At 73.3% G+C, this 16,708-nt stretch carries 12 protein-coding genes, 2 pseudogenes and 1 riboswitch; of the genes and pseudogenes, 11 read left to right on the top strand and 3 right to left on the bottom strand.

Features of this window, described 5'->3' with window-relative positions; genetic code table 11:
* The 4 genes and pseudogenes from BU198_RS40840 to BU198_RS40825 all read left to right on the top strand — a co-directional run.
* Positions 1-1,095 (top strand): annotated as a pseudogene (locus BU198_RS40840) (hypothetical protein); the annotation flags it as partial.
* A 154-nt stretch (positions 1,096-1,249) separates the two neighbouring features.
* The gene (locus BU198_RS40835) at positions 1,250-1,975 is read left to right on the top strand and encodes a hypothetical protein (RefSeq protein WP_188301760.1); all 726 of its coding nucleotides are present in this window, start codon (positions 1,250-1,252) and stop codon (positions 1,973-1,975) included.
* On the top strand, positions 1,972-3,609 hold the full coding sequence (locus BU198_RS40830) for a serine/threonine-protein kinase (protein WP_317620527.1): 1,638 nt from the start codon (positions 1,972-1,974) through the stop codon (positions 3,607-3,609). The genes BU198_RS40835 and BU198_RS40830 overlap by 4 nt, the downstream gene beginning before the upstream one ends.
* Before the next feature lie 143 nt (positions 3,610-3,752).
* Positions 3,753-4,775, top strand: a complete 1,023-nt coding sequence (locus BU198_RS40825; RefSeq protein WP_188301759.1) for a MazG family protein — start codon at positions 3,753-3,755, stop codon at positions 4,773-4,775.
* 11 nt (positions 4,776-4,786) lie between these two features.
* Here BU198_RS40825 and BU198_RS40820 read toward each other — a convergent pair whose 3' ends face one another.
* Positions 4,787-5,209, bottom strand: coding sequence for an SDR family NAD(P)-dependent oxidoreductase (locus tag BU198_RS40820; RefSeq protein ID WP_188301758.1), 423 nt, complete (start codon positions 5,207-5,209; stop codon positions 4,787-4,789).
* A gap of 301 nt (positions 5,210-5,510) precedes the next feature.
* Between BU198_RS40820 and BU198_RS40815 the strand changes: the two genes are divergently transcribed.
* The 7 genes from BU198_RS40815 (at position 5,511) to BU198_RS40785 (ending at position 13,764) form a co-directional block, all read left to right on the top strand.
* Positions 5,511-6,851 carry a cytochrome P450 family protein gene (locus BU198_RS40815; RefSeq protein WP_188301757.1) on the top strand — a complete coding sequence of 447 codons (1,341 nt, stop codon included), beginning with the start codon at positions 5,511-5,513 and terminating at the stop codon, positions 6,849-6,851.
* Positions 6,852-7,070: 219 nt separating this feature from the next.
* Positions 7,071-7,236, top strand: a riboswitch (cyclic di-AMP (ydaO/yuaA leader).
* Between the two features lie 5 nt (positions 7,237-7,241).
* Entirely contained in the window at positions 7,242-8,147 is a 906-nt protein-coding gene (locus BU198_RS44110) for a transglycosylase family protein (RefSeq protein WP_317620526.1), read from the top strand.
* A gap of 254 nt (positions 8,148-8,401) precedes the next feature.
* Positions 8,402-9,688, top strand: coding sequence for a phosphopyruvate hydratase (gene eno, locus BU198_RS40805; RefSeq protein WP_188301756.1), 1,287 nt, complete (start codon positions 8,402-8,404; stop codon positions 9,686-9,688).
* A gap of 179 nt (positions 9,689-9,867) precedes the next feature.
* Positions 9,868-10,389, top strand: a complete 522-nt coding sequence (locus BU198_RS40800; protein WP_188301755.1) for an FtsB family cell division protein — start codon at positions 9,868-9,870, stop codon at positions 10,387-10,389.
* The gene (locus BU198_RS40795; protein WP_223245602.1) at positions 10,361-11,029 is read left to right on the top strand and encodes a DUF501 domain-containing protein; all 669 of its coding nucleotides are present in this window, start codon (positions 10,361-10,363) and stop codon (positions 11,027-11,029) included. The genes BU198_RS40800 and BU198_RS40795 overlap by 29 nt, the downstream gene beginning before the upstream one ends.
* Positions 11,026-11,967, top strand: coding sequence for a Ppx/GppA phosphatase family protein (locus BU198_RS40790; protein WP_188301753.1), 942 nt, complete (start codon positions 11,026-11,028; stop codon positions 11,965-11,967). Before BU198_RS40795 ends, BU198_RS40790 begins: the two co-directional genes overlap by 4 nt.
* A gap of 429 nt (positions 11,968-12,396) precedes the next feature.
* The gene (locus tag BU198_RS40785; RefSeq protein ID WP_188301752.1) at positions 12,397-13,764 is read left to right on the top strand and encodes an NAD(P)/FAD-dependent oxidoreductase; all 1,368 of its coding nucleotides are present in this window, start codon (positions 12,397-12,399) and stop codon (positions 13,762-13,764) included.
* A gap of 200 nt (positions 13,765-13,964) precedes the next feature.
* Here the strand turns inward: BU198_RS40785 and BU198_RS40780 are convergent, their stop codons facing one another.
* Entirely contained in the window at positions 13,965-16,523 is a 2,559-nt protein-coding gene (locus BU198_RS40780) for an ABC transporter permease (protein ID WP_188301751.1), read from the bottom strand.
* A gap of 56 nt (positions 16,524-16,579) precedes the next feature.
* A pseudogene (locus tag BU198_RS40775) lies at positions 16,580-16,708 on the bottom strand (ABC transporter ATP-binding protein); the annotation flags it as partial.

The raw sequence follows: 16,708 nt of genomic DNA, 5'->3' as shown, positions 1-16,708 counted from the left end.
CTGCCCGCCGGCGCCGCCCCGCCGTACGGCGTCCCGCTGCACCTGTGGGTGCTGCGAGCGCCCGAGCCGGGGAGCGACTTCCGCCAGGTGCTGCTGCTCGACGCCGGGGCGGCGCTCTCCGCCCCGGCCGGGGCCGCCGGGGCGCCGACCGCCGAGGGAGGCCGGGACAAGGTCGACTGGTCCGAGCTGCGCCGCACCGTCCTGGAGGCCTGGCGCGGCTTCGACCTGGCCGCGCGCGAGGGCCTGCCGGTCCCCGCCGACCGCCCCGGCGTCCACCGGGCCATGGCCGCCATCGACCTGCTCGACGACGAGACCGACCTCTCCCCGGCCCGGCACGTCCCGCCCGCGGCCCCGCTCGGCGGCGCGGCCGAACTCTCCCACCTCGGCGGCCGGTTGGCCGAGCTGCTGGCCGGCCTGCCCGACCCGGCCACGCTGCTGCCGCAGCCCTGTGACGAGCCCGGCGCCACCCCCGCCGGCGTGGTCACCATCGGCGAACTGGTCCGCGGCGGCGCGCTGGAGGTGTACTCCTCCGGCACGGGCGCCGCCACCAGGCCGTCCGGTGCGGGCGCGGGCGGCACCCGCGTCGTCACCGACCAGGACCTCGCCACCGGTGCCGCGCCCGGCGCCGCCCCGGACGCCGGGCGGGGTCAGGCCGGGTCGGGTCAGGCCGGGGCAGGTCCGGCCGGGGAGGTCCGCACCCGCCCCGGCGACGTCCTGGTCCCCGCCCTCGGCGGCGGCACCGCCAGGGTCGTCCCCGCCGAGGGCCCGCTGGTCGGCGCCGCCCTCGGCCGTCAGCTCCACCTGCTGCGGCCCGACCAGGCCGTCCTCGACCCCGAGTTCCTGGCCGGCCACTTCCGCTCCACCGCCGGCACCCGGCGCGCCGCCAGCCACGCCACCACCACCGCCCGCCTCGACATCCGCCGGGTCGAGCTGCCGCGCCTCCCGCTCCCCGCCCAGCAGCGGCTCGGCGCCGCCTTCGCCCGCCTCGCCGCCTTCGACACCGCCCTCGGTCAGGCCGCCGCCCTCGGCCGCAGCCTCGCCCAGGGCGCCACCGACGCCCTGGCGACGGGCACCCTGGCGCCGCCGGCCGGCTGAGGTGATCCCGGCTCAGTAGCGGCCGAGTAGCGGCGCGATACCGATGCGGCAGCGGGCGGACGGAAGGCCTCCGGACCGGCCGGGCCGGACGGTACGGTGTGCGGTACCGCTCGCACCGCCCTCGGTGCCGGTCCTCACCAGCTCAGGAGCGCGCATGTCAGGGCAGTACCCCGGGCAGTTCGGGCCGCCGCCCGGCGCAACGCCGTACGGGCCGGGGTACGGTCCGGGCCCGCTGCCGGGCGGCGCACTGCCGGGTGCGGTCCCAGGGCCGGGTGCGGTGCCGCGGCAGGTACCGGTTCCCGGCCGGTTCGGGACGGTCCCGCGGGTGCTGTGCGCGCTGGCCCCGCTGCTCTCCTTCGGTCTGCTCGGGGCCGTCCCCTCGCTGCTGCTGGCGGTCCGGCGCCGGCGGGCGTACGACGTCGTCGGCGCCGTGGTGTTCTGCGCGCTGCTGCTGACCCTGATCGTCTCCGCCGGGGTCGCGGGCAGCCTGAAGAACCCGGCCGCCGACACCACCGGCCAGATCACGCTGGCCGTGCTGTGGTTCCTGCCGACGCCGCACTTCCTGGCGATGGACAGCCGCGCGGTCTGGCTGGCCGGGCCGACCGGGCCGCAGGCCGCACCGCCGGTCCTGCCGCGGGCCGCCTCGCCGTACGCGGTGCCGCACGCCTCGCCGTACGGGGCGCCGAACGCCTCGCCGTACGGGACGACCGTGCCCGGGTACGGGGTACCCGCGCCCGCACCCGTTCCGGCCGGACCCGTGCCGCCCCCGGCCGCTGTTCCCCCGGCCGGGGCCCCGTCGGCCACGGCCCCCGAGACCGCCCACGACCTGCGCGAGCTGGGCGAGTTGCTGCGCCGCCAGGCCCGTGAGGACCGCCCGTGACCGTCACCCGGCTGATCGCCGGCCGCTACCGGCTCACCGAGAAGATCGGCCACGGCGGCATGGGCCAGGTCTGGGCCGGCCAGGACGAACGGCTGCACCGCCCGGTCGCGGTCAAGCTGCTCCGACCCGAGCACCTGCTCCCCGGCGGGACCGGCTCCGGCGGCGAACGGGCCCGCCAGGGCGACGAGTTGCGCCGCCGCTTCCTGCGCGAGTGCCGGGTCACGGCCGCGCTCGACCACCCAGGGCTGGTCACCGTCTTCGACGCGGGCGAGGACGCGGGCGAGCTCTACCTCGTCATGCAGCGCATCCCCGGCGTCAGCCTGGCCGACCTCATCGCCGAGGACGCGCCCTTCCCGATCGAACGCGCGGCGGCCGTCGCGGCGCAGCTGTGCACCGCGCTGGCCGCCGTCCACGCCATCCCGGTGGTCCACCGCGACCTCAAGCCGAGCAACGTCATGGTCCGCGAGGACGGCCGCACCGTCCTGCTCGACCTCGGCATCGCCACCGCCCTCGACACCGAGACCACCCGGCTGACCCTCACCGGCGTGCCCGTCGGCAGCCCCTCCTACATGGCCCCCGAACAGGCCCTCGCCGCCACCACCGACCCGCGCAGCGACCTCTACGCGCTCGGCTGCCTGCTGCACGAGATGCTCGCCGGCGAGGAGCCCTTCCGGGCGCCCACCGCGCTCGGCGTCCTGCGCCGGCACGTCGACGAACCACCCGTTCCGCTGCGGGAGTTGCGGCCCGAGGTGCCGCAGCCGCTGGAACGACTGGTGCTCGACCTGCTCGCCAAGCAGCCCGCCGACCGCCCCGCCGACGCCCAGACCGTGTACGCGCGGCTGCTCCCGCTGCTGCCCCCGGCCGAACGGGCCCCGCAGCCCCGCTACGCCCCGCTGCCGGACCCGGCCCGGCCGTACCGCTTCCCGCACCAGCCGCAGCCGTCGGCGGTGGTGGCCGCGGTGGCCGCCCCGGCGCCGGCGGTCCGCTCGGAGCCACGGCCCTTCCTCCTCCCGCCCGCCCCCTCGGCACCGCCGGTCGTCCCCGCGGGCCCGGACCTGGGCGCGGAGTGCGCCCGCCTCTCCGACCTGGTGGACGCCGGCCGCCACCCGGAGGTGCTCGGCCTCGCCGCCCGCCTGCTGCCCCGCGCCGAGGCCGGACTGGGCGACGCCGCGCCCCTGGTACGCACCATCCGCACCATCTACGCGCGCACCCTCCTGCACGAGGGCCACCTCCGGCAGGCGCTGCCCGAGTACCGCCGGCTCGCCGCCACCGCCGACGGCGGCCCGCACGGCCCCCAGGGCCTCGACCACCGGTACCGCGCCGCGATCTGCCTCGACCGGCTCGGCCACGGCCCCGAGGCCCTCGCCGAGTACCGGGCCCTCCTCGCCGCCCACACCGCCCGCCTCGAATCCGGCCTCGACACCGACCCCGAGCGCAGCCACGACCTCCGCGAACGCATCGGCCTCCACCTCGCCGCCGCCGGCGACCCGCAGAACGCCTGGCAGTGGCTGCTGCCCCTGCTCCTCGACCGCGAACGCCGCGACGGCCCCCACCACCCCGCCGTCCGCCGCCTCCGCCAGTCCCTCGCCACCCTCACCCCCGCCTCCACCCCCTGGCCCCCGGCCCACCCCTAGCCACCGTGTCCCGGTCGTCGGGGCCTCCTCTGAACACGCCCGCCGCCACCGCTGCCGCGGGGTCTCCGCCGTCCCGGACCGGGACGTCGGCCGGGCCGCCGTCCCGTGGCCCCGGGGGTGGGGGCCGGGGGTAGGTTCGGGGTGTGACGACGAATGTTCCGGGCGCGAAGTTGATCTTGCTGACCACCACCCACCGGGTGGCTCCCGGCCTGCTGGCGTGGCCGGCCTGGGAGGCACTGCGGTCGGCGGGGCGGGTGCTGGTGGGGGACGAGGGGCATCCGCAGGTGGCCGCGGTGCGGCAGGCCGGGGTGACGGTGGAGGTGGTGGCGCCAGGGTCGGCGCCCGGGCTGGCGCGGCTGCTGACCGGGCAGCCCGACGGGGCAGGGCCGACGGTGTGGCTGGGCAGCCCGGACGGCGATCCGGGGCTGACCGACGCGCTGGCGCGCCTCGCAGTGGAGCACGCGGGCGAGGTGCCCGAGATCGAGGTGCTGCCCGGCTCGTACGACCTGCCCGGGTCCAGGCTGCTCGACCTGGTGACGGTGATGGACCGGCTGCGCTCCCCGGGCGGCTGCCCCTGGGACGCCGAGCAGACGCACGAGAGCCTGGTGAAGTACCTGGTCGAGGAGGCGTACGAGCTGGTCGAGGCGATCGAGGAGGGGGACCGGGAGACGCTGCGCGAGGAGCTGGGCGACGTCCTGCTCCAGGTGTTCTTCCACGCCCGGATCGCCGAGGAGCACCCGACCGGGCCGTTCACGATCGACGACGTGGCCGGCGACATCGTCGACAAGCTGGTGTACCGGCACCCGCACGTGTTCGGGGACGTCGAGGCCGGGGGCGCCGCCGAGGCGGAGGCGAACTGGGAGCAGCTGAAGGCGGCCGAGAAGGCGGACCGCGAGTCCGTGCTGGACGGGGTGCCGGCTGGGCTGCCCGCGCTGGCGTACGCGGCGAAGCTGGTGTCCCGGGTGCGCCGGGCGGGCTTCACGGAGGTGCCGGACGAGTCGTACGAGCTGCCGGCCGGGCTGACCGCGGACTCGGCGGGCCGGCTGCTGCTCGCGGTGGCGCAGCGGGCGCACGACGCCGGGGTGGACGTGGACGCCGCGCTGCGGTCGGCCGCGCGCGGGTACCGGGAGGCGGTGCGCGCGGCCGAGGGCCTCAAGCCGGAGTGACGGTGCCGGCCTCAGGCCGCCGTGGCGGCGCTCGCCGGGCGCCGCTGCGGCGGGACGAGTTCGCCGATGGCCTCGCCGACGAGGACGACGAGTTCGGCGAGGCGCTCCAGGTCGAGGTGGGCGGGCAGGTCGGCGAGCGAGACGATCCGCTCGCCGCCGGGGCCGGCCACGGCGAACAGGTCGATCGGCCCGAGGTGCTTCTCGGCGGTGTCCACGAGGGCGGCGACGTCGCTGGGGCGGCGGATGTCGCCGCAGACGCCGACGACGGGGCAGCCGGGCCGGTCGAGTTCGGCGGCGAGGTCCTCGGCGATGCCGACGTGCTGGTCCGCGATGAGCATTCCGGCGGTGCCGGCCGCGGCGAACCGACGGGCGAGGCCCGCGCCCGACCCGCCGTCGAGGACCGCGATGACGATGACTGACCCGCTGATCCGCATGGCCTGCTCCTCCCTGTGGACGACACCGCACCGGCGCCCACGCGTACTGCGGAGGATCGTAGGCACGTCCTGACCCTCCGCAACAGTGGTTACCCCTCAGGTGACCAGGCTCACGCCCACGCTCCGGACAAGAGCTGTCCAAGAGCCGTCCACGGACCGTCCACGAGTCGTCCACGGAGCGTCGGCGCCCCGGGCGGCACCCTGGGCAGCGCACCGGACAGCACCCCGGCGGCGCACCGTCCGCGGGCAGCCGCGCGCCGTCGGGGAAGGGCGTGCCCGGCGCACCGGATACGGTCGGTCCATGCCAGCTCAGCCCGACCCCGCCAGGCCCGCCGCCGCGCCGTCCGACGCCACCGACCCCCAGCTGTTCACCTGGGAGTTCGCCTCCGATCCGTACCCCGCCTACGCCTGGCTGCGCGAGCACGCCCCGGTGCACCGCACCACGCTGCCGAGCGGCGTCGAGGCCTGGCTGGTGACGCGGTACGCGGACGCCAGGCAGGCGCTCGCGGACGGCCGGCTGTCGAAGAACCCGGCGCACCACAGCGGGCAGGCGCACCGCACCGGCCGGGTGGGCATCCCGGGGGAGCGGCAGGCGGACCTGATGACCCACCTGCTGAACATCGACCCGCCGGACCACACCCGGCTGCGCCGACTGGTGTCGAAGGCGTTCACCCCGCGCCGGGTGGCCGAGTTCGAGCCGCGGGTGCAGCAGCTCACCGACCGGCTGATCGACGGCTTCGCGCAGCGCGGTTCGGCGGACCTGATCCACGAGTTCGCCTTCCCGCTCCCCATCTACGCGATCTGCGACATGCTGGGCGTGCCGGCCGAGGACCAGGACGACTTCCGGGACTGGGCCGGCATGATGGTGCGCCACACGAAGCCGGGCCAGGGCGGCGGTCAGCGCGGCGGCGTGGGCCGGGCGGTGAAGCGGATCCGGGCGTACCTGCTGGAGCTGATCCACCGCAAGCGCGCGGACCTCGGGGACGACCTGATCTCGGGCCTGATCCGGGCGAGCGACCACGGTGAGCACCTGACCGAGAACGAGGCCGCGGCGATGGCCTTCATCCTCCTCTTCGCCGGCTTCGAGACGACCGTGAACCTGATCGGCAACGGGACGTACGCGCTGCTGCGCAACCCCGGGCAGCGCCGGCTGCTGCAGGAGTCGGTGGCGCGCGGGGAGAGCGCGCTGCTGGACACCGCGGTCGAGGAACTCCTGCGCTACGACGGGCCGGTGGAGATGGCGACCTGGCGCTTCGCGACGCAGCCGCTGACCGTCGGCGGGGTGGACATCCCGGTCGGTGACCCGGTGCTGGTGGTGCTGGCCGCGGCGGACCGCGACCCGGCCAGGTTCGCGGACGAGAACACCCTCGACCTGGCCCGGACGGACAATCCCCACCTGGGTTTCGGGCACGGCATCCACTACTGCATCGGCGCCCCGCTCGCGCGGCTGGAGGGGCGCGCCGCACTGGCCACCCTGCTTTCCCGGCTGCCCGATCTGCGGCTCGCGGAAAGCCCGGAGAATCTGCGCTGGCGAGGTGGTCTGATCATGCGTGGGCTGCGCGAACTCCCGGTGGAATTCAGTCCGGAGAGCCGCTCCCCGCACGCCCCTCCGCACGCCCCCGCCGAGCCGCCGATGCACTGAGGTCACGCTGACGGGGCGTCGCGATCGCCCTCGGCGGTGGTGTGAACAGCCATCAATCCGGACATATCGCCGCCGTTGGTAGGCGGTCGGACACACGCCGTAATTTATGTGTGATATCGGCGATATGAGCTTGTGATTGGTCTGATGATCTGTCTACTCTCCCTGGAGTTCGCAGCTGCGGACCTCGTACGCGGAACGCCGAATCCTGCCCGCCGCGTCACGGGAAACCGACCAGAACCCTGGGCAGGGGCGGGGGAACCAGGTTTGTTGCCGTCCCCACGGCTTGGGGTGAAGCCGCCCGAGCGGGATCTCTCCGCACACGGCGGCCGGGCCACCTCCCGGTCCGAACCCGACAGCTCACCTCGCAGGCGTACGGAGAGGGACCTCTTCATGCTGCTCGTTGGAACTGGCCGTCACCGTCGTCGCACCCAGGCCGAGAAGGCCATCGCCGTCGCCGGTGTGGCCGGCGTCGGACTCGCGATGCCGCTCCTCACCGCCACCGGCGCCTCCGCCGCACCGGTCTCCACCTGGGACGCGGTCGCGCAGTGCGAGAGCGGCGGCAACTGGAGCATCAACACCGGTAACGGCTTCTACGGCGGCCTCCAGTTCACCTCCAGCACCTGGAAGGCTTTCGGCGGCAACGCCTACGCGGCGCAGGCCAACCAGGCCAGCAAGGCCCAGCAGATATCGGTCGCCGAGAAGGTCCTCGCCTCGCAGGGCCCGGGTGCCTGGCCGGTCTGCTCCCAGAAGGCCGGTCTGACCAAGGGCGGCGCCCCGGCCGCGGTCGACACCTCCTCGGACGCCAAGCAGCAGCAGGCTCCCAAGCCGCAGGCCCCGAAGCAGCAGGCCCCGAAGCACGCCAAGCCGGCCGAGAAGCCGGCCGCCCAGCAGCAGGCCGCGCCGAAGCCCGCCGCGAAGCCGGTCCAGCAGGCCGCCCCGCAGCAGCAGGCGCAGCCGCAGGCCCAGGGCTTCTCCGGCAAGGCCGGCTGGGACGCCGATGCGAAGGTGTACTGGTACCAGAACAACGGCGGCTGGTACTGGACCAGCCACCAGAGCGTCTATCAGCAGTACGCCGGCCAGACCGCCGCCCAGCCGCAGGCCGCCCCGCGGGCCGCCCAGCCGGCCGCGCAGGCCACGGGCCACGACTACACCGTCCGCGCCGGTGACACCCTGTCGACCATCGCCGCCGCCCAGGGCGTGTCCGGCGGCTGGAGCGGGCTGTACGAGCAGAACCACGCCACCGTCGGCGGCAACCCGAACCTGATCATGCCCGGCCAGGTGCTGCACCTCGGCTGAGCCGCCACGCCCGACGCGCGCAGGGGACCGGTCCTACCGGTCCCCTTCGTCCGTATTCGCCCGCTCCAGGGGGACAAGCTGGGACAAGCAGGTGAACTACCGGCGGGTAGGAGGGCCACACGCTGAGACGGAACCCAGGTCGACGTGGTCCCGGGAGCCCGGGCGGTTAGGCTCTGGTCGTAAACGACTCCGCAATCGTCCTGCTGACAGCACCCCCCGTCAGACCGGACCCTGCTTCCGCAAGGAGATGCCTCGTGCCGTCCATCGATGTCGTCGTAGCCCGTGAGATCCTCGACTCCCGCGGCAACCCCACGGTCGAGGTCGAGGTCGGCCTCGACGACGGCAGCACGGGTCGTGCCGCTGTTCCGTCGGGTGCCTCCACCGGTGCCTTCGAGGCGCTGGAGCTGCGCGACGGTGACAAGAACCGCTACTTCGGCAAGGGCGTGGAGAAGGCCGTCCTGGCCGTCATCGAGCAGATCGGCCCGGAGCTGGTCGGCTACGACGCCACCGAGCAGCGCCTGATCGACCAGGCCATGCTGGACCTGGACGCCACCCCGGACAAGTCCTCGCTCGGCGCCAACGCCATCCTGGGCGTCTCGCTGGCCGTCGCCCACGCCGCCTCCGAGGCGAGCGACCTGCCGCTGTTCCGCTACCTGGGCGGCCCGAACGCGCACGTCCTGCCGGTCCCGATGATGAACATCCTCAACGGCGGCTCGCACGCGGACTCCAACGTCGACATCCAGGAGTTCATGATCGCCCCGATCGGCGCGGAGTCCTTCTCCGAGGCCGTCCGCTGGGGCGTCGAGGTCTACCACACCCTCAAGGGCGTGCTGAAGGAGCGCGGCCTGTCCACCGGCCTCGGCGACGAGGGCGGCTTCGCGCCGAACCTGGACAGCAACCGCGAGGCCCTGGACCTCATCACCGAGGCCATCCAGAAGGCCGGCTACGTGCCCGGCCGCGACATCGCGCTGGCCCTGGACGTCGCCGCCTCCGAGTTCTACGAGGACGGCGCCTACCAGTTCGAGGGCAAGGCCCTCTCGGCGGCCGAGCTCATCGAGTACTACGCCGGGCTGGTCGCCGCCTACCCGCTGGTCTCCATCGAGGACCCGCTGGACGAGTCGGACTGGGACGGCTGGAAGGCCATGACCGTCAAGCTGGGCGACAAGGTCCAGCTGGTCGGCGACGACCTGTTCGTCACCAACCCGCAGCGCCTGGCCCGCGGCATCGAGAGCGGCACCGCCAACGCGCTGCTGGTGAAGGTGAACCAGATCGGCTCGCTGACCGAGACCCTGGACGCCGTCGAGCTGGCCCAGCGCAACGGCTACCGCTGCATGATGTCGCACCGTTCCGGTGAGACCGAGGACGTCACCATCGCCGACCTGGCCGTCGCCACCAACTGCGGCCAGATCAAGACCGGTGCCCCGGCCCGCTCCGAGCGCGTCGCCAAGTACAACCAGCTGCTGCGCATCGAGGAGATCCTCGACGACGCCGCCGAGTACGCCGGCCGCGGCGCCTTCCCGCGCTTCCGCGCTGCGGAGTAATCAAGCACAGCCGCTCCGCGGAGCAATCAAGCACAGCCGCGCTGCCGAGTAATCAAGCAGTCGGCACGGCGAGCACGAGGGCCGTGCGCTCCCGGTAGCGCACGCCTGACCGGTGCCCCGCCGTTCACCCCGTAGGGTGGACGGCGGGGCACCGTCGCGACCAGGAGGGGATACGGGAGATGGCTGGCTGGAGGATCCCGGGCTTGGCGGCCCGGCCCCGGTTCACGAGCCGGGCGACCGTCCTCGTCCTGGTGCTCTGCTCGCTGGTGGCGATCCTCGCCTACCCGACGCGGCAGTTCATCTCCCAGCGCACCGAGATCTCCGCCCAGCGGGCGAAGGCCGACCACGCTCGCCAGCAGGTCGAGCAGCTGCGCCGGGAGAAGGCCCGCTGGCAGGACCCGGAGTACGTCAAGGCGCAGGCCCGCGCCCGGCTGCACTACGCGGTGCCGGGGGAGACCCCGTACATCGCGGTGGATCCGGCCGGCCAGGGCGCTCCGCGCTCCTCCTCCACGGCCGGCGCGGCGGCTTCCCCGAACGCAGTCCCCGGAAGCACCGCGGCCGGCCGGGCGAACGCCGCCAAGCCCTGGTACGCCGGCATCTGGGACTCGGTGGACGCCGCCGACACCGCCGCGGCGCCCCACGTCACCCCCGTTCCGCTCCCACCGTCCCCCGTTGGAGACACCTCCCCCCATGACCACTGAGAACCACCCCGCCGTCTCCGACGCCGACGTCGCGGCCATCGCCGCCCAGCTCGGCCGGGTACCGCGCGGCCTGCGCGGCGTGGCCCACCGCTGCCCCTGCGGCAACCCGGACGTCGTGGAGACGGCTCCCCGGCTGCCGGACGGCACTCCGTTCCCCACGCTCTACTACCTGACCTGCCCCAAGGCCGCCTCGCTGATCGGCACCCTGGAGGCGGAGGGCGTGATGAAGGAGCAGACCGCCAGGCTCGCCGAGGACCCGGAGCTGGCCGCGGCCTACCAGAAGGCGCACGAGGACTACATCGCCCGGCGCGACGCGATCGAGGTGCTGGAGGGCTTCCCGAGCGCCGGCGGCATGCCGGACCGGGTGAAGTGCCTGCACGTGCTGGTCGGCCACTCGCTGGCGGCCGGCGAGGGCGTCAACCCGCTCGGCGACGAGGCGATCGGCATGCTGGAGGACTGGTGGGCCAAGGGCCCGTGCGTGTCCCCGGACGAGGTCCAGGCCGCCGGTGAGCGGGTCGCCCGCAACCGCGCCAAGGAGCAGGACCACGACGCGGTGATCGCGGCCAAGCAGCAGAAGACCGCCGAGCGCGCCGCGAAGCGCGCCGCCGGGGAGGCCGGGGCGGAGCAGGAGTCCGAGTGAGCCAGACCCGCGTGGCCGCGATCGACTGCGGCACCAACTCGATCCGTCTGCTGGTCGCCGACCTCGACCCGGCGACCGGGGAGATCACCGACCTCGACCGCCGGATGATCGTCAACCGGCTCGGCCAGGGCGTGGACCAGACCGGCCGGCTGCACCCGGACGCGCTGGCCCGCACCTTCGCGGCCTGCCGGGAGTACCAGGAGGTCATCTCCGGCTTCGGCGTCGGCCCCGAGCGCCTGCGCTTCGTCGCCACCAGTGCTTCCCGGGACGCCGAGAACAGCGACGAGTACGTCAAGGGCGTGCGCGACATCCTGGGCGTCGAGCCCGAGGTGGTGAGCGGAGAGGAGGAGGCCCACCTCTCCTTCGTGGGCGCCACCAAGGAGCTGACCGGCGGCCAGTTCCCCGCTCCCTACCTGGTGTTCGACCTGGGCGGCGGCTCCACCGAGTTCGTGCTCGGCGCGGACGACGTGCGGGCTGCGCGCTCGGTGAACATCGGCTGCGTGCGGCTCACCGAGCGGTACTTCGGCGACGCCGAGCTGCCCTCCGCGGAGCAGATCGCGGCCGCCAGGGAGCACGTGCGCGCCGAGCTGGACCGGGCCGAGGAGGTCGTCCCGCTGACCGGGGCGGCCACCCTGGTGGGCCTGGCCGGGACGGTCACCACGGTCTCCGCGATCGCCCAGGACCTGCCCGGCTACGACTCGGCGGCGATCCACCACTCCCGGATCAGCCGGGAGCGGGTCGCCGGGATCACCCGGGAGCTGCTCGCCGCCACCCACGCCGAGCGGGCGGCCATCCCGTCGATGCACCCGGGCCGGGTGGACGTGATCGCGGCCGGGGCGCTGGAGCTGCTGGAGATCATGGAGCGCACCGGCGCCGCCGAGGTGGTCGTGAGCGAGCACGACATCCTGGACGGAATCGCCTGGGGCATTGCCTCCTGACCCCTTTCGGGGATGACCCGAACCGGCCCCGGCACCCCTTTCGGGGGGCCGGGGCCGGGGCGCGCCCGGGTGGGGGCGGAAAAGTTCGTGAATTTCTTCACATGGCGATCCGGTCATTCGTCGTACAGGTCGGCCCGCTACGTCCGAAATGTGGGACCGAAGGCCTGGTGGCGGGCCAACCCATGGGATCGCAGGTCAGGCCTCGCCCGAGGTTTGAAAATCGAAATCACGTGCGGGAACCCGGGCGTTGTGCGGATCGTTGCTGCTCAGGCCGGTAGTGCTCCGGCGCGTGTTCGCGCGGGGTCGCCCAGGGGTGCGGGTTCCCGCGCCGGGCCCGATTTTGCGGCCGCGCAGTGTAGCACGGGGGGTCCGTCAACTTGTGACCGGGCTCACGAAGGCTGCTCCGGACGGTGCTGGATACTTTCGGATATGAGCACCACGGAGCGTCCTCGCATCCTCATTGTCGGCGGTGGTTACGTCGGCCTGTATGCCGCGATGCGCATCCTCAAGAAGATGCGCTACGGCGAAGCGACCGTCACGGTCGTGGACCCGCGGTCGTACATGACGTACCTGCCCTTCCTCCCCGAGGCGGCCGGCGGCAACGTCGCGCCCCGCAACCTCGTCGCGCCGCTGCGCAGCGCCCTCAAGCAGGCGGAGGTGCTGACCGGGTCCGTCACCGGCGTCGACCACGCCCGCAAGGTCGCCACCATCCAGCCCGCGGCCGGCGACAGCTACGAGCTGCCCTTCGAGTACCTGGTCGTCGCGACCGGCTCGGTCTCCCGCACCTTCCCGATCCCGGGTCTGGCGGAGAACGGCATCGGCATGAAGACGGTCGAGGAGGCCATCGGCCTCCGCAACCACGTCATGGCCCAGCTCGACAAGGCCGAGTCCACCACGGACGAGGAGATCCGCCGCAAGGCGCTGACCTTCGTGGTGATCGGTGGCGGCTTCGCCGGCATCGAGACGGTCGCCGAGGTCGAGGACATGGCCCGCGACGCGGCCAAGCTGTACAAGACCGTCAGCCGCGACGACATGCGCTTCGTCGTCGTCGAGGCGGCCAACCGCATCCTCCCCGAGATGGGCCCGGACCTCGGTCTGTGGACCAAGGAGAAGCTCGAGGAGCGGAACATCGAGGTCTACATCGAGACCTCCATGGACTCCTGCGTCGACGGCCACGTCGTGCTGAAGAACGGCATGGAGGCGGACGCCTCCACCATCGTGTGGACGGCCGGCGTGAAGCCGAACCCGGTGCTGGCCGAGTTCGGCCTGCCGCTGGGCCCGCGCGGCCACGTCGACACCGCGCCGACCCTCCAGGTCCAGGGCTTCGACTACGTCTGGGCCGCCGGCGACAACGCCCAGGTGCCGGACCTCGCCGCCGGCGAGGGCGCCTGGTGCCCGCCGAACGCGCAGCACGCCTGCCGCCAGGCCGTCGTCCTCGGCGACAACGTGATCTCCGGCATGCGCGGCTTCCCGCAGAAGGAGTACAAGCACAAGAACCTCGGTGCGGTCGCCGGTCTCGGCCTGCACAAGGGCGTGGCGATCCTCTTCGGCAAGTACAAGCTGAAGGGCCGTCCGGCCTGGTGGTTCCACCGCCTGTACCACGGTGCGATGGTGCCGACCTTCAACCGCAAGGTGCGGGTCTTCACCGACTGGACCCTCGCGATGTTCCTCAAGCGCGAGATGGTCGGCCTGGCCCAGATGGAGAAGCCGCAGCTGCCGATCCAGGAGGTCACTCCGCCCACCAAGCCCGTCGAGGCCGCCAAGCCGGCCGCCGACAAGGAACTCGCGAGCAAGTAGGCGGCTGAGACCCCGGTGTGGGAGCACCGGGGTATGAGTCGGAGGCCCTCCGCCCGGCAGCGTTGCCGGACCACGACCTCCGTGGTGCTCAGCCGGCCGTGCGACCGGGCGGAGTACAGAAGTAGAAGGTCCCCTGCCGAAACCCTCCGGCAGGGGACCTCTCTCGTTCCTGGACCGGTCGGCCGGTCCGGGAACGTCGGTCAGTCGGTCTTGATGCTCTCCAGGATGTCCAGCCTGGACGCCCGGCGGGCCGGCCAGATCGCGGCCACCAGGCCGACCACCCCGGCCAGCGCCAGGAAGAGCGCCAGCTGGCCGAACGGCAGGACCGTGGTCAGGCCGGAGAGGGTGGACTTCAGGGTGCCGTTGACCGCCCAGGCGATGAAGCAGCCGAGCAGCAGGCCGATGCCGGCGCCGAACAGCGAGATCACCACGGACTCCAGCCGGACCATCCGCTTGATGCCCCCGCGGTCCAGGCCGATCGCCCGCAGCATCCCGATCTCGCGCTTGCGCTCGAAGACCGACATCGCCAGCGTGTTGACCACGCCCAGGATCGCGATCAGGACCGCCATCCCCAGCAGGCCGTACATCAGGTTCAGCGCGAAGGTGATGGTCTGGCTGAACTCGTCCCTGACGTCCTGCTTGGACTTCACGTCGATCACCGGGTTGGCACCGGTGGCGTCCTTGAGGGCCTGCTTGAGGCTGTCGGTGGCGCCGTCCTTGCCCTTGACCATGACCTCCCGGATGTACGGCTTCGCCTCGTGCTTGGCCACCTCGCTGTCGGCCAGCAGCACCCGGCCGAGCATGCCGGCGCTCTGGTACACGCCGCCGACGGTGAGCTGCCCGGTGGACTGGTCGGGGAAGGACACGTTCAGGACCGAGCCGGTGGTGGCGTTCAGCTTCTTGGCCGTCTCCTCGCTGACCAGCAGCTGCCCCTTGGCGAGGCCGGCGGTGGAGCCGCTGGTCAGCTTGACGTCGGCGAGCTGGTCGAGGCTGGCCGCGTGCACGCCGTCGATCGCCGTGGTGGTGCCGTTGAGGTCCCAGTAGGAGGTCGTCATCGCCGAGGAGGCGGCCACTCCGGGCGCCTTGGCGATCTGCGCGGGCACCTGCTCGGACAGGCTCATGCTGTTGGCGGCCCCGACGATGAAGTCGGCCTTCATCGAGCTGGTGACGGCCCGGTCGACGGTGTCGTTGACCGAGGCGCCGATCACGGTGAGCCCGGTGACCAGGGTCAGGCCGATGGTCAGCGCGGCGGCGGTGGCCGCGGTGCGGCGCGGGTTGCGCACCGCGTTCTGCTGGGCGAGTTTGCCCGGCATCCCGCCGAGCCCGCGCAGCAGCGGACCGGCCAGCGCGACCACCGGACGGGAGAGCAGCGGCAGCAGGACGAACACGCCGATCAGGGCCAGGAAGGCGCCGGCGCCGACCGGCATCCGGCCGCTGTCGTCGCCGGTGGAGGCGCCGTAGCCGATCAGGGCGAGACCGCCGCCGGCGAGCACCGAGCCGATCGTGTTGCGGACCACCAGGCTCTTCTGGGAGACCGGCTGGTCGCCGCTGCTCATCGCGGCCACCGGGGCGATCCGGGAGGCGCGCATGGCGGGCAGCAGGGCCGACATGACCGTCACCACGACACCGACCAGGACCGTCACCGCGACGGTGAGCGGCTTGATCACCAGCGAGCTGCTCGGCATGTTCTCGTCCATCGCGCCGATCAGCGACTGCATCCCGGCGCCGATCCCGATGCCGGCGAGCAGGCCGGCCGCGGCGGAGACGGTGCCGATCAGCAGGGCCTCGATCAGCACGGACCGGGTGACCTGCTTGCGGCTGGCGCCGATGGCGCGCATCAGGGCCAGTTCCTTGGTGCGCTGGGCGACCAGCATCGTGAAGGTGTTGGCGATGATGAAGATGCCGACGAAGAGCGAGATGAAGGCGAAGACCAGGAGCATCGTGCGCATGCTGCCGGTGGCCTTGGAGATCATCTCCTGCTGGTCGGCGTTGAGCTTGGCGCCGGTCTCGACGTCGAACTGGTGGCCGGACGGCACCTTGGGCCGGGCCTCGGCGAGCAGCGCGTCCTGGCTGGTGCCGGGCTTGGCGGTGAGCACGATGCTGCTGTAGCGGCCGGGCTCCAGCAGGGTCTGCTGGGCGGTGGCCCGGTCGAACAGGGTGAGCGTGCCGCCGGTGTTCACCACCGGGTCGTCGGTGGTGAAGACGCCGGTGAGCTTCGCCTCGACGACCGGGCCGTTGGCGGCGACCCGGACGGTGTCACCGACCTTGTAGCCCGCCTTGTCGGCGGTCTTGCGGTCGAGCGCGACCTCCTTGGCGGTCTTCGGGCCCTGGCCCTCGGCCATCGGGTAGCGCGGGTCCCTGCCGTCCTGGCCCGGCGCGAAGTTGGCGCCCTTGGCGGCCCAGACCTGGCCGATCAGGTTGCCCTTCTTGTCGGCCACGCCGGTGAAGCCGCTGACCACGCCGCGGGCGCCGGCGGTGCCCGGCAGGGCGGCCAGCTGCTGGACGGTGGCGTCGGTGAGGGCGGCCGAGCCGCTCTCGCTCTTCTCCCGGGCGGAGGCGTCGGAGCCGGCCGCGCGGTCCACCACCTGGACCGAGACGTCCGAGTAGCTCTTGGAGTTGCTGTCCCGCATGGCCTTGCCGAAGGTGTCGGAGAAGACCATGGTGCCCGCCACGAAGGCGGTGCCCAGCATGACGGCCAGTGCCGTCATCAGGAGTCGGCCCTTGTGGGCCAGCACGTTGCGCAGTGCGGTGCGATACATGGGGTGTCCTGGGAAGGGTCGGAGAGCGGGCTGCCGGGCCCTGGCTGGTGGTGGCTCTAGCTGGTGCGGCCCTTGGCGTCGAAGCGGCGCATGCGGTCCAGGACGGTGTCGGCGGTGGGGTGGTGGAGTTCGTCGACGATGCGGCCGTCGGCGAGGAAGACGACGCGGTCGGCGTAGGAGGCGGC

Source organism: Streptomyces sp. CBMA156 (genome assembly GCF_014596515.1).
In the GTDB taxonomy this organism is placed as follows: domain Bacteria; phylum Actinomycetota; class Actinomycetes; order Streptomycetales; family Streptomycetaceae; genus Kitasatospora.
This window is presented reverse-complemented; position numbering and strand designations above follow the sequence as displayed.